Genomic DNA, 12,322 nt, shown 5'->3' with positions numbered 1-12,322 from the left:
CATGAAAAAGCTCGTGTTCTCCGCCCTCACCGCCCTGACCCTGATCAGCAGCGCCCACGCACAACAGGTGGTCCGCATCGGCACCCTCGCCGACTACGCTCCGTTCGAATACAAGGACGCCTCCGGCAAGCTGCAGGGGATGGAGATCGAAATCGGCAACAAGATGTGCGCCGCGATGAAAGTGACCTGTCAGTGGGTAACCATGGACTTCGACGCGCTGATCCCGGCACTGAAGGCGCGCCAGATCGATGCGGTGCTGGCGCAGATGTCGCGCACCGCGGAACGGGAAAAGTCGGTGGACTTCAGCCGCATCTTCACCACCGCGCCGGTGCACCTGGTGGCGAAGAAAGGCAGCGGCATCAGCAACCAGCCAGCCACGCTGCGCGGCAAGACCGTCGGCGTGCAGACCGCCTCCACCCATGAAAGCTATTTCCGCAACCGTCTGCCGACCAGCAGCAGCGGCATCAACGTCAAGGTCTACCAGTCGCTGGATTCTGCCTGGCTGGACCTGGAATCCGGCCGCATCCAGGCGGTGTTCGCCGACAGCACCGTGGCCCACGACTGGCTGAGCAAGGGCGGCCAGAAGGCAGGCTTCGCCCTGGCCGGCCAAGCCATCTCCGATGACGCGATCTTTGGCGCCGGCACCGCCATCGCCGTGCGCAAGGGCGACAGCCAACTCAAGGCGCAGTTCGACCAGGCCATTGTCGGCGTGCACAAGGACGGCTACTTCCAGGCCGTCAACAAGCGCTACTTCCCGTTCAGCATCCTGCCGCAATAACCCCACCCGCCGGGCCGCCTGCACGGCGGCCCGCACTGGAGACTCTCCATGGCTGCACTATTCGACTACAGCGCCCAGCTGCTGGAAGGCGCTGCCCTGACCCTGGAGCTGGCGTTCACCTCGCTCTGCTTCGGCCTGCTGCTGGGGCTGGCCGGCGCTGCCGCCAAGATGTCGGCACTGTCCTGGCTGCGACAGAGCGCCCATCTGGTCAGCAACATCCTGCGCGGCATTCCCGAATTCCTGATCCTGCTGATCTGCTACTTCGGTCTGTCCAACCTGATCAACACCCACTTCGCCGGCACACTGACGCTGAGCCCATTTGCCGGTGGCGTGGTGGCGCTGGCACTGGTGTTCGGCGCCTACGCCTCGGAAGTATTCCGCGGCGCCTTCCTGGCGGTGCCCAAGGGGCAGCTGGAGGCGGCGCGCTCATACGGCCTGTCGCGCTGGCAGATCTTCTGGTGCGTGCAGCTGCCACAAGCGTGGCGCATCTGCCTGCCCAGCCTCAACAACATGTGGCAGAACCTGCTGAAGGACACCTCGCTGGTGTCGATCGTCGGGCTGGAAGACATGCTGCGCAAGGCCAATATCGCCGCGCAGTTCACCAAACAACCGTTCGTGTTCTACGCCGCGGTGGCGGTGATCTACCTGCTGCTGCTGGCCGTCTCCAACCCAGCGTTTGCCTACTTTGAAAAACGCGCCAACCGCGGCTATGCCAGCCCGGCGTGAAAGGAACCCTCATGGACCAACTTGCCTTGCTACTGAGCCAATCGTGGCCGGTGCTGCTTGACGGACTGTGGATCTCGTTGCAGTTGCTGCTGCTCTCCTGCGTGCTCGGCTTCGCGCTGGCGGTGCCGCTGGCGGTGGCGCGCAGCTCGCCACGGCGCTGGATCGCGCTGCCCAGCCGCCTGTTCATGTCCGCCTTCCGCGGCACGCCGCTGCTGGTGCAGATTTTCATCCTCTACTACGGCCTGGCCCAGTTCGAATGGGTGCGCGATTCCGCGCTGTGGCTGCTGGTCGGCGACGCCTTCCCCTGCGCGCTGTTGGCGCTGACGCTGAATCTGGCCGCCTACATGGCGGAAGACATCCGCGGCGGCATTCTCGGCGTGCCGGCCGGTGAAAAGGAGGCGGCCACCGCCTTCGGCATGAGCCGGCTGATGGTGACCTGGTACATCGTGGTGCCGCGCGCCATCGGCATCTCGGCGCCGACACTGGGCAACGAGATCGTGCTGCAGCTGAAGTCCACCGCGCTGGCCAGCACCATCACCGTGCTCGACCTCACCGGGGTGGCGCGGCGGCTGTCGATCGAGTCCTACACCACCGACGCGCTGCTGCTGGCCGGCCTGCTCTACATCGTCATCGCCGCCGTGCTGTCGCTGCTGACCAGGTACGGCGAGGCGCGCCTGAACCGACACCAACTGCGCTGACCCTGTCCGCGTGCAACCAACCCAGCGAGAACAATATGGACTATCAACTGGAAACCATGGTGATTCATGCCGATGCCGACCTCACTGACGAAAAGGGTGTCGCGCCGGCCATCCACTACTCGGCGGTGTTCAAGGCCGAGGACAGCGCCGAATTCATTGCCATGTCCAGCGAGCCGCAGCACCCGCGCAACTACACCCGCTACGGCAACCCGGTGCACGAACGGGTGAAAACCGTGATGGCGCAGCTGGAGGGCACCGAGACGGCACTGGTGACCGCCTCCGGCATGGGCGCCATCGCCACCACGGTGCTGGCGCTGGTCAAGGCCGGCGACCACGTCATCGGCCAGCGCCGGCACTACATGAGCACCAGCAAGCTGCTGGACGACATGCTGCCGCGCTTCGGCATCGAGGTGACGCTGGTAGAACAGGAAGACGCCGCCGCCTTCGAAGCGGCGATCCGCCCCAACACCCGGCTGATCCTGCTGGAAAGCCCGGTCAACCCAGTGCTGATGCTGACCGACATCGCCGCCGTCACCCGCGTGGCCAGCGCACACGGCATCCTGACCATGGCCGACAACACCTTCTCCTCGCCGATCAACCAGCGTCCGCATGATCTGGGGGTGGACATCGTGGTGCACAGCGCCACCAAATACCTGGGCGGCCACCACGACATGAGCGGCGGCGTGATCTGCACCAGCAAGGCGCTGGCCGAGGAAATCTGGCACACCCACATCACGCTGGGCGCGGTGCTGTCGCCGATGGACGCCTGGCTACTGCTGCGCGGCCTGCGCACACTGCCGATGCGCGTCGAGCGCATCAACGCCAATGCGCTGGCGCTGGCCCGCTTCCTGGAACAGCAGCCGCAGGTCGAGCGCGTGTACTACCCGGGGCTGGAGAGCCACCCGCAGCACGAGCTGGCGCGCACGCAGATGCAGGGCTACGGCGGCGTGGTGGCGTTCGGCGTGCGCGGCGGCTACGCCGAGGCCGAGCGCTTCGTCGCCGCGCTGCAGATCCCGCACAACGCCGGCAACCTCGGCGGCGTCGACTCGCTGGCCATCCACACCGCCGCGATGTGGGCCGGCACCATGAGCCCGGCGCAGATGCAGGCCGCCGACATCCCGCTCAACTTCATCCGCTACTCGGTCGGCATCGAGAATGTCGAAGACCTGAAGCGCGATGTACTGCAGGCGCTTGCCACACTGTGACCCCCAGCGGGCGGCACCACCGCCCGTTCCGGAGCTGACCCGACCATGAAACTCGACGCAATCGACCATCAAATTCTCGATGAGCTGACTGCCGACGCCCGCATTCCGCTGGCGACGCTGGCCACCCGGCTGGGCCTGTCGCGGCAATCGGTGCGGCAACGCATCGACCGCCTGGAAGGGCAAAAGGTGATCAGCGGCTACACCATCCGCCGCGCCGGCAACAGCAACGCGGACACGGTTCGTGCCGTGATGCTGGTGTACCGCAAGGACCGCATGCGCGGTGCCGATGTCACCAGCGTCATCGCCAAGATCCCGGAAGTGGTGGACTGCGCCATTCTCAGCGGCGAGATCGACCTGATGGTGCGACTGGAAGCCGACTGCCACGAGCGCATCAACCAGATCTGGAGCCAGATCAGCACCCTGCCCGGCGTGCAGAACATCAATACCTGCTTCGTGCTGTCGGCCCTGGTGCAGCGCTGAAAGTGGCGGCCCGCACAGCGCGCGCCCCGGCCGGAGAACGCGGCCCCTGTTCGGCATGGCACCGGGCCGCTGGCAGCAGCCAGCAGCCAGCCGCCCAAGCGTATCCGTCATCACCTGCGGCTCGCGCAGCGAGCGGCCCGATGCAGAACAACGCTCATACCGACTCGCCCCCATGCCCGGGCAGTAAAGGTTGGCCGCATGCGTAGCGCAGCCGACTGCGCGGCTACAGCCCGGCCAGCACCTCGTCCAGCGTGGCCAGCAGCTGGTCGGCGTTGGCGCGCGAGAACGGCAGCTGCGGCCGGACCTTGAGGATGTTGCCGGCCGGGCCGGTGGCGCTGATCAGGATGTGGCGCTGGCGCAGCGCGTTGACGATGCGGGCGGTTTCCGCCGTGGCCGCCGTCTTGCGCTGCCGGTCGGTCACCAGCTCCACCCCCAGGAAGAAACCGGCGCCACGCACATCGCCGATCAGTTCATGTTTTGCGGCCAACGTGTCGAAGCCGGCCTTGAGATAGGCGCCGGTGTCGCGCGCGTTCTGCTGCAGGCCCTCGTCGCGGATGATGTCCAGCACCGCCAGGCCGGCGGCGCACGACACCGGGTTGCCGCCAAAGGTATTGAAGTAGCGCACCTGGCGGCCGAAGGCGTCGATGATCTCCGGCCGTGCCGCCAGCCCGGCGATGGGGTGGCCGTTGCCCATCGGCTTGCCCATGGTGACGATATCCGGGGTGACGCCGTGGCGCTGGAAGCCCCAGAAGTGGCTGCCGCTGCGGGCGAAGCCGGCCTGCACTTCGTCGGCGATGAACAGCCCGCCGGCGGCGCGGATGGCGTCGACGGCACCGGCGAGAAAACCCGCCGGCTCGGCAAACACGCCATCGCTGGTAAACAGCGTGTCCACCAGCAGCGCCGCCGGCTGGATGCCGTGCCGCTGCAGGTCGGCGATGGCCTGCTCGACGTGGCGGGTAAAGCGCGCGCCCACGTCCTCGTCCGGGTAACGGTAGGCGTCGGGCGCCGGCACGGTGCGCACGTGCACGCCCAGCGGCACGTTGTGGCCGAAGGCCGGCGAACACGCCGCCACGCTGCTGGTAACGCCGTGATAGGCATGGCTAGTGACGATCACCCCGCTGCCGCCGCTATAGTTGGCCGCCAGCCGCAGCGCCAGATCGTTGGCCTCGCTACCGGTGCAGGTGAACATCGCCTGGCTGACGGCCGCCGGCAGGGTGGCCAGCAACCGCTCGGCGTAGTCGAGGATGATGTCGTTCAGGTAGCGGGTGTGGGTGTTCAGCGTCGCCGCCTGGCGGGCGATGGCGTCCACCACCCGCGGGTGACTGTGCCCGACCGAGGCCACGTTGTTGTACACATCCAGGTACGGCGTGCCGTCCGGGTCGTACAGCCACACCCCCTCGCCGCGCACCACGTGCAGCGGCTGCTCGTAGAACAGCCGGTAGGCCTGCCCCAGCACCTGCTGCCGGCGCTGGATCAGCGCCTGTTCGCGCGCCGGCAGGCTGCCTGCGGTGGCCGGATCGAAGGCATTGGCCATGCGTTGGTCCTTGCTGCTCATGCTTGTCCTTTCATGCCGCACACCTGCAGCAAAAATGCCTGCGCGGCGTCACGACCAATGGCTTGCAGCCGTTGCAGGCCGTCCCAGCTCAGGCCGTTGTTGCGCAGGATGTAGGTCTTGTTTTCCGGGTAGCGGCTGGCGCGCCAGCCGGTGATGGTCACCGTCATGCACAGCCGGGTAAGGATCAGCTCGTACAGCAGCAGCACTTCTTCGCGCCGTAGCGGGCATAACTGGTGATAGCCGGCGATCAGCTCGGCGGCGGTGTCCAGCGGGTTGGCATTACCGGACAGCTGGTAGGAACAGGCCACCGCCAGCTCGTTGATCAGCGGCGCCTGCACCATGTCGCCAAAGTCGATCAGCCCGCTGGTGGTGATCTGGTCCTGCGGGTCGACCAGCACGTTGTAGGGGTTGAGGTCGTTGTGGATCACCTGCCGCCGCAGCCCGGCCAGCGCCGGCTGGATCTCGCGCTGGAAATGGGCGACGAACGCCGTCAGGGTGTCGGTTTGCGGCCCCGGCGGCAGCTCGGCCAGCAGCGGCTGCAGCCGTTCGCTGTGCTGGATGTCCCACAGCAGCGCGTGATCGGCGGACGGATGGGCAAAATCGCTGAGCGCCAGATCCAGCCGCGCCAGCGTTGCCCCCAGGTCGCGGCGCTGCGCGGCACTGCGCGTGATCTGGTGCAAAGGTTGGCCGCCAAGGTAGCTGAACAGGCGCAGCACCCGCTGCGTGCCATCCGCCAGCGTTATCGCCGCATACGGCGCACCATCCAGTCGCGGCATCACCCGCGGGATCGGCAGCGCCGGGTCGCGGCTGGCGGCATGCAGCAGCGCGCGGGTCTGGAAATCGGTGACGCCGCGCGCCTCCGCCGGGTGCGTCAGCTTCAGCACGTACTGCTCGCCGTCGTCGCCGTGGATGTGGAAGTTCTGGTCGCGCTCGCTGTTGAGCGGGCTGGCGCGGCCGCGCAGGCCGTAGTGCTGCCACAGCAGTTCGCTGGCAGCCTCGGGCGTAGTGGCGCTGCCCATGGTGGAAAACAGCTGGTCGATGGCGCTGTCAGACATGCTGGCCTCCGTTGATGTGGATTTCCGAGCCGTTGATATAGGAGGAACGGTTGGAGCACAGGAAATAGATCGCCTCCGCCACCTCGTGCGGCGTGCCCAGCCGCTGCATCGGCACATCGTGCTCGACAATCTTGGCAGTGTCCGGCGACAGGATGGCGGTGTCGATCTCGCCGGGGGCGATGGCATTGGCGCGGATGCCGTGCGGCGCGAATTCATGCGCCAGCTCGCGGGTCAGCGCCGCCAGCCCGGCCTTGGAGGCGGCGTAGGCGACGCCGGCAAACGGGTGCACCCGCGAGCCGGCAATGGAGGTGACGTTGACGATGCTGCCCTGCCCTTTTTTCAGCTCCGGGAACAGCGCCCGCGCCAGCAGCGCGGTGGACACCAGATTGACGTTCAGCACCCGGCCCCAGGTGTCCATGTCGCTGTCCAGGATACCCAGCCGCGCGCCGTGCGGCCCCTTGGGCGAGATGCCGGCATTGTTCACCAGCGCGTGCAACTCGCCACCCGGCAGCCGGCTGCGCACCTCCGCCACCAGCGCATCGAGGCAGGACAGGTCGGCCAGATCGGCCTGCACATGGCTGGCGCGCGCCGACGGCCAGCGGCAGTCCTCGGAAAACGGCTGCCGCGACACGGTGAAGATGTGCCAGTTGTGTTCCTGGAATAGCTTGACGGTGGCGTGGCCGATGCCGCGACTGGCCCCCGTCAACAGCATGTAACGTTTTTTATCCGGCATGGCAGACTCCTGGTTGATTGGGCGCTGGCACTGACACATCGCGAGCGATCCGGCCGCGCGGCGCAGGCTGATTTACCGTGACAGTACGGCAATCAAATTTATGATGCATCATATTTGTTGCATTTTTTAATTGCAAGCACGGCACGTCCAGCGCCGTGCCGCGTGATGGCGACTGCCGCCAAGCGTGGCCGCGCCGGTCTTGCCACCCTGCGGCCAACCTTGCACGCCCGCCCGCGCGGCCCTGTTGTTTATTTGATGCATCATATTTGCTGGCGCCGATGCTAGAATCAGGCCAACTCAATCTTGCGGCACGCCCCACCATGACCGACGCGCTGGACACGCTGGAACACGACAACCTCGGCAGCACCGTCTACCACCTGCTGTGCAATGCCCTGATCCAGGGCAAGCTCAAGCCGGGGGAGCGGCTGAAGATCCGCGAGCTGGCGGCGCGGCTGGGCACCAGCGTCACTCCGGTACGCGATGCCATCCTGCGGCTGGTGCAGGAGCAGGCGCTGGCGATGAAGTCGGCGCGCGACATCCGTGTGCCGCACATGACGGTAGAACGCTATCTGGAGATCCGCGCCATCCGCATCAAGCTGGAAGGGTTGGCCGCAGAAATGGCGGCGCAGAATGCCAGTGCCGAGCAGATCGCCCAGCTGGAAGACTTGGTGCGCCAGAACGAGCAGGCGATTGCCGACGGCGACACCGCCCGCGGCTGCGACCTCAACCAGCGCTTTCACTTCGCGCTGGTCGATATCGCCGGCATGCCATTCCTGCAGGGCATCCTGTACCGCATCTGGCTGCAGATGGGGCCGCTGATTGCCGACGTCTACAGTGCCGGCGGTGACGACATGCTCGACTTCCACTACCCGGTGCTGGCCGCCATCCGCGTCCATGACGGCCCGGCCGCCGCCCGCGCGATCAGCGATGACATCCTGTGCGGCGGGCAGGTGATCCTGCAGCATCTGCAAGCCGCGACTGCGCCGGATGCGTAGCGCCCGGACACAGCGGCCGGCGCCCACGACGCTGTCGCTTGGCGACAAGCGGCGCCGCCATCCATCCGGCATGGTAAGGTTGGCCGCAAGCGCCAGCGCCCTGCCGATTAACTTTGCCCTTAGCCTGTGATCCCCGACATGCCCAGCACTCAACCCCATGCCTGGCTTGGCCAGCTCAAGATCCTGCTGTCCGCCATCGGTTTTGGCAGCATGGCCATCTTCGCCCGCTTTGCCTACGAAGACGGCGCCTCCACCCCCACGCTGCTGTTCCTGCGCTTTGCGCTGGCCGGCGTCCTGCTGCTGCCGTGGTGCCTGGCCAAGCGGCTGGAGTGGCCACGCGGCCAGTCGCTGCTGGTGCTGATACTGATGGGCAGCCTGGGCTATGCCGGCATGGCCGCCTGCTACTTCAACGGCCTGCACTATGCCAATGCCGGTACCATCTCGCTGCTGCTGTACCTGTTTCCGGCCATCGTGCTGGCGCTGTCCACCCTGCTGCTGAAGGAGCCGTTCACCCGCCGCCGCCTGCTGGCGCTGTGCCTGGCACTGTCCGGTCTGCTGGTCACCGTCGGCGTGGATTTGCAGGCGCAGCCGTTGGGCCTGCTGCTGGGGCTGACTTCTGCAGTGATCTATTCGCTGTACATTCTGGCCGGCAGCCGGCTGGTGCAGAGCGGCCATCCGCTGACCCATGCCTGCGTGGTGGTGCTGTCTGCCGCCAGCTGCTACGGCGGCTGGCTGGCGATCAACGGCTTCAGCCCGCCGCACAGCCTGGTCGGCTGGGGCTCGATCCTGGGCATCGTGCTGCTGGGCACGGTGGCGGCGCTGGCGCTGTTCCTCTCCGGCCTGCAAAGCACCGGCGCCACCCAGGCGTCGCTGATTTCCACCGCCGAACCGGTGGTGACCATCATCCTGGCGTGGCTGTTCCTGGGCGAACAGCTGAGCCTGGCGCAAGTGCTGGGCGGCGCCTTGATCCTGTGCGCGGTGATGCTGATCAGCCGCGAATCGCGCCCGGAACAGGTGTCGCTGACCGAGCTGCACGACTAGCCGCCCCACCGCGGCCCACGCCCCGCCGCAGTGCGGGGCGGCCTGTAACCGTAGTGGCGCGGACACCGGCGGGCATCATCGCAGCGCAAAGCCGCTTCCCACCGCCGCAGCCACTCCCGCACCGCCAGGGCGACCACGGCTCGCGGACTCGATAGCTGGTGGTCGCCAGCATTTGCCGGCGGCTCGTTACCGCCGCGGACGGCAGCGAGCTGGAGTACAACGGCCACAGCCGGCGCCGGGTGCTGGACGATGCCGCCGGTTGCATCAGCTGGGGGTTTGCCGGCGGCGGCCTGTTTCAGACCTACCACTTCATCGCCGCGCCGGCCGTGGCGCGCGGCGAGCTGGTGGAGGTGTTGCCGGCGTATGGTGGCCGTTCGCGGCAGTTTTCCCTCATCTACCCGCAGCACCGGCACGTGTCGGCGCGGGTGCGCGCCTTCGTAGCGTTCATGCGTGCGCAATTGCCGGCGACGGCGCACGACAGGCGCTGATCGCCCGCCTTGCGTGCTGACGGCAGCGGCCCGCACGTCACGGCCGCCACGACATAGCGCAGCAGCGCCAAAATAGCTACCGGGCAGGCCGTGATTATGTCTAAGCTTTCAGCATTGGCTAGCGGGGAGTGCCCGATGAGCAAGCTGCTGCAGAGTTTTCGCGTGCGCCTGGTGCTGCTGTTTGGCAGCCTGTCGCTGCTGGTGGGTGCGGCCACCGCATTTTATTTCGAGCAGGCCGCCTCGCAGGAGGTAGCCCAGTCACGCGGCGAGGTACTGCACGATGTCAGCCGCAACATTGCCCATGCCCTGGCCGAAAACCTGCACGAACGTGACCGTGAAATCTCGCTGCTGTCCCGCTTTCCGGTCTTCCGCCACAGTGAGCTGCATAGCCCGCAACTAAGGCTGCAGCTCGAAGACATCAAGAACTCCTACCGTCACTATGCCTGGGTTGGCGTCGCGGATATGGCCGGTACGGTGCGGTCCGCGGCCGGCGGCCTGCTCGTGGGCCAGAGCGTGCAGCAGCGGCCGTGGTTCATCCAGGGCCGCCAGGGCGCGTATGTCGGCGATGTGCATCAGGCGGTGCTGCTGGCCAAGAAGTTGCCCAACCCCAACCCCAATGAACCGCTGCGCTTCGTCGATTTTGCCGCCCCGATCCTGGGGCCGGATGGCAAGGTGCGCGGCGTGCTGGGCAGCCATGCCAACTGGGGCTGGGTGCAGGAAGTGGTGCAACGTGCGCTCAGCGACAAGCACGCCAGCGATGGCATGCAAGTGCTGATCCTCAATCGCAAGAACGAGATCCTGTTTCCCTATGCCGCCGTCGGCAACCCGCTGCCGCCCGCGCTGGCCACCATCCGCGACGGCTACGCCACCATGCATTGGCCCAGCGGCACCGCCTACCTGACCAGCAAGGTGGACGTTGACGCCAGGTCGAGCACCGAGCTTGGCTGGCAGGTGGTGGTGCGCCAGCCGCTGGCCGCGGCCCTGGCGCCGGTCAAGCAGCTGCAGCAGACGCTGCTGCTGATCGCGCTGCTGGCTTCGGCCATTTTCATGCTGTGCGCGCTGTGGCTGGCCACCCACCTCAGCCGCCCGATCGAGCAACTGGTGCAAGTGGCGCAGCGCGTGGCCCAGGGCGACGAGGGCGCCAGCTTCGAGGCCGGCAAGCACAGCCTGGAACTGCAGAAACTGGGCTCGTCGCTACGCGAAATGACCCAGCAACTGCTGGCGAGAAAGCAGGCGCTGGCGGAGAGCAACCGCCAGCTGGAGCAGAAAGTGGCGGCACGCACCGCCGAGTTGTCCGAGCTGTACCACTTATCCCCGGTCGGCTACCACTCCCACAATGCCGAAGGCATCATCACGCAGATTAACGACCGCGAGCTGCAATGGCTGGGCTATCGCCGCGAAGAAGTGGTGGGCCGGCTGCACGTCAGCCAGTTACTGCCGCCGGCATGCCGCACGGAATTTGCCGCCCAGCTGGCCGCCATGCAGCAAGGGCAAACCGTCAGCACGGAAGATACCGAGTTCCTGCGCCAGGACGGCAGCGCCTTGCATGTGCGCGTCAGCGCCAATGCGCATTTCGATGCGACCGGCCAGTTTGTCTTCGCCCGCAGTGCCGTCATGGACGTCACCGCGCAGCATAGTCTGGAAGTGGCGCTGCACAGCCAGCAGCTCCTGAACCAGTCCATCATTCACGCCAGCGACAACGGCCTGCTGCTGTACCGGGCCGATGGCCAGTGCGTGCTGGCCAATGACGCCGCCGCCAGCATTCTGGGCGCCAGCCGGCAGGCGCTGCTGGAGCAGAATTTCCATCACATCCCGAGCTGGCAAGTCAACGGCCTCTACCAGGCGGCCTTGCGCACCATGGCGGGCCGCACCGAGCGCCTGCTGATCAGCGGCTATTCCTCGTTCCACAAAATGGTGGATTGCCAGGTCACCCTGCTGCCGGTGGCGCATGAGGGCATGACCATGCTGTTGCTGGTGGTGAAGGATGTCTCCGAGCTGATGCAGGCCAACCGCGAGCTGGAGCAGCTTGCCCGCCATGACCCCCTGACCGCATTGGCCAACCGCCGCTCGGCCAATGAGCGGCTGCATGTGGAGTTCCTGCGCATGCAGCGCAGCGGGACACGCTATAGCGTCCTGTTGCTGGATATTGACCACTTCAAGCGGGTCAACGACAGCTTTGGCCATGAAACCGGCGACCACGTACTGCAGTTCGTCGCCAATCTCCTGCACAGCGGCGTGCGGGAAACGGATTTCGCCGCCCGCTTCGGCGGCGAAGAGTTCCTGGTGCTGCTGCCGGATACCGCGCCACAGCACGGGTTGCTGGTTGCCGAGAAACTGCGCGCCAGCATCGCCGCGGCCAGCGTGCCGCTCGTCGGGCAGATCACCGTCAGCATCGGTCTGGCGGCGGCCGCCGCCAGCGATGCCAATGAGAATGAATCGCTGCGCCGCGCCGACAAGGCGCTGTATGCCGCCAAACATGCCGGCCGCAACCGCGTCGAGTTGGCCGCAAGAGATGATATTGCGGCCAACTGAACAGCCCCGCGCCGATACCCCCGCAGCCGGCAGCCG

At 66.6% G+C, this 12,322-nt stretch carries 12 protein-coding genes; 9 read left to right on the top strand and 3 right to left on the bottom strand.

From position 1 onward, the window contains the following. Window position 1: 1 nt before the first annotated feature. From ABNW52_RS00120 to ABNW52_RS00100, 5 genes are read left to right on the top strand one after another with little or no spacing between them, the layout of a single operon-like run. Window positions 2–778, top strand: coding sequence for a transporter substrate-binding domain-containing protein (locus ABNW52_RS00120; protein ID WP_349582327.1), 777 nt, complete (start codon window positions 2–4; stop codon window positions 776–778). Window positions 779–826: 48 nt separating this feature from the next. Continuing rightward, entirely contained in the window at window positions 827–1,504 is a 678-nt protein-coding gene (locus ABNW52_RS00115) for an ABC transporter permease (RefSeq protein ID WP_349582325.1), read from the top strand. A gap of 11 nt (window positions 1,505–1,515) precedes the next feature. Continuing rightward, on the top strand, window positions 1,516–2,202 hold the full coding sequence (locus ABNW52_RS00110; protein ID WP_349582322.1) for an ABC transporter permease: 687 nt from the start codon (window positions 1,516–1,518) through the stop codon (window positions 2,200–2,202). 35 nt (window positions 2,203–2,237) lie between these two features. Further along, on the top strand, window positions 2,238–3,407 hold the full coding sequence (locus tag ABNW52_RS00105; protein WP_349582319.1) for a trans-sulfuration enzyme family protein: 1,170 nt from the start codon (window positions 2,238–2,240) through the stop codon (window positions 3,405–3,407). A gap of 45 nt (window positions 3,408–3,452) precedes the next feature. Then, window positions 3,453–3,887, top strand: coding sequence for an Lrp/AsnC family transcriptional regulator (locus ABNW52_RS00100; RefSeq protein ID WP_349582316.1), 435 nt, complete (start codon window positions 3,453–3,455; stop codon window positions 3,885–3,887). Between the two features lie 223 nt (window positions 3,888–4,110). Here the strand turns inward: ABNW52_RS00100 and ABNW52_RS00095 are convergent, their stop codons facing one another. The 3 genes from ABNW52_RS00095 to ABNW52_RS00085 are packed head-to-tail and all read right to left on the bottom strand — an operon-like array spanning window position 4,111 to window position 7,230. Further along, window positions 4,111–5,442: an aspartate aminotransferase family protein gene (locus tag ABNW52_RS00095; protein WP_349582314.1), complete on the bottom strand. Its 1,332-nt coding sequence runs from the start codon at window positions 5,440–5,442 to the stop codon at window positions 4,111–4,113. Further along, window positions 5,439–6,497, bottom strand: coding sequence for a phosphotransferase (locus ABNW52_RS00090; protein WP_349582311.1), 1,059 nt, complete (start codon window positions 6,495–6,497; stop codon window positions 5,439–5,441). The genes ABNW52_RS00095 and ABNW52_RS00090 overlap by 4 nt, the downstream gene beginning before the upstream one ends. Beyond that, the gene (locus ABNW52_RS00085; protein WP_272811046.1) at window positions 6,490–7,230 is read right to left on the bottom strand and encodes an SDR family NAD(P)-dependent oxidoreductase; all 741 of its coding nucleotides are present in this window, start codon (window positions 7,228–7,230) and stop codon (window positions 6,490–6,492) included. The genes ABNW52_RS00090 and ABNW52_RS00085 overlap by 8 nt, the downstream gene beginning before the upstream one ends. A gap of 320 nt (window positions 7,231–7,550) precedes the next feature. On the opposite strand from ABNW52_RS00085, the gene ABNW52_RS00080 reads away from it, so the two are divergent. From ABNW52_RS00080 to ABNW52_RS00065, 4 genes are all read left to right on the top strand, one after another. After that, window positions 7,551–8,225: a GntR family transcriptional regulator gene (locus ABNW52_RS00080; RefSeq protein ID WP_349582308.1), complete on the top strand. Its 675-nt coding sequence runs from the start codon at window positions 7,551–7,553 to the stop codon at window positions 8,223–8,225. A gap of 138 nt (window positions 8,226–8,363) precedes the next feature. Next, window positions 8,364–9,266, top strand: coding sequence for a DMT family transporter (locus tag ABNW52_RS00075; RefSeq protein ID WP_349582305.1), 903 nt, complete (start codon window positions 8,364–8,366; stop codon window positions 9,264–9,266). 158 nt (window positions 9,267–9,424) lie between these two features. Then, the gene (locus ABNW52_RS00070) at window positions 9,425–9,754 is read left to right on the top strand and encodes a LysR substrate-binding domain-containing protein (protein ID WP_349582302.1); all 330 of its coding nucleotides are present in this window, start codon (window positions 9,425–9,427) and stop codon (window positions 9,752–9,754) included. A 135-nt stretch (window positions 9,755–9,889) separates the two neighbouring features. Further along, window positions 9,890–12,286 (top strand): sensor domain-containing diguanylate cyclase, encoded by a 2,397-nt coding sequence (locus ABNW52_RS00065; RefSeq protein WP_349582299.1) that lies wholly within the window; start codon window positions 9,890–9,892, stop codon window positions 12,284–12,286. Window positions 12,287–12,322 lie beyond the last annotated feature (36 nt).

Source organism: Vogesella oryzagri, from assembly GCF_040148885.1.
Lineage (GTDB): Bacteria > Pseudomonadota > Gammaproteobacteria > Burkholderiales > Chromobacteriaceae > Vogesella > Vogesella oryzagri.
Note: the sequence above shows the minus strand (reverse complement) of the source record. Positions and strands in the feature narration are given on the sequence as shown.

What these genes read in the sequence shown, in the direction of transcription:
- ABNW52_RS00120 (WP_349582327.1), top strand. Translation starts at nt 2, where the DNA reads ATGAAAAAGCTCGTGTTCTCCGCCCTCACCGCCCTGACCCTGATCAGC.
- ABNW52_RS00090 (WP_349582311.1), bottom strand. Translation starts at nt 6,497, where the DNA reads ATGTCTGACAGCGCCATCGACCAGCTGTTTTCCACCATGGGCAGCGCC.
- ABNW52_RS00115 (WP_349582325.1), top strand. Translation starts at nt 827, where the DNA reads ATGGCTGCACTATTCGACTACAGCGCCCAGCTGCTGGAAGGCGCTGCC.
- ABNW52_RS00075 (WP_349582305.1), top strand. Translation starts at nt 8,364, where the DNA reads ATGCCCAGCACTCAACCCCATGCCTGGCTTGGCCAGCTCAAGATCCTG.
- ABNW52_RS00100 (WP_349582316.1), top strand. Translation starts at nt 3,453, where the DNA reads ATGAAACTCGACGCAATCGACCATCAAATTCTCGATGAGCTGACTGCC.
- ABNW52_RS00085 (WP_272811046.1), bottom strand. Translation starts at nt 7,230, where the DNA reads ATGCCGGATAAAAAACGTTACATGCTGTTGACGGGGGCCAGTCGCGGC.
- ABNW52_RS00105 (WP_349582319.1), top strand. Translation starts at nt 2,238, where the DNA reads ATGGACTATCAACTGGAAACCATGGTGATTCATGCCGATGCCGACCTC.
- ABNW52_RS00065 (WP_349582299.1), top strand. Translation starts at nt 9,890, where the DNA reads ATGAGCAAGCTGCTGCAGAGTTTTCGCGTGCGCCTGGTGCTGCTGTTT.
- ABNW52_RS00110 (WP_349582322.1), top strand. Translation starts at nt 1,516, where the DNA reads ATGGACCAACTTGCCTTGCTACTGAGCCAATCGTGGCCGGTGCTGCTT.
- ABNW52_RS00080 (WP_349582308.1), top strand. Translation starts at nt 7,551, where the DNA reads ATGACCGACGCGCTGGACACGCTGGAACACGACAACCTCGGCAGCACC.
- ABNW52_RS00095 (WP_349582314.1), bottom strand. Translation starts at nt 5,442, where the DNA reads ATGAGCAGCAAGGACCAACGCATGGCCAATGCCTTCGATCCGGCCACC.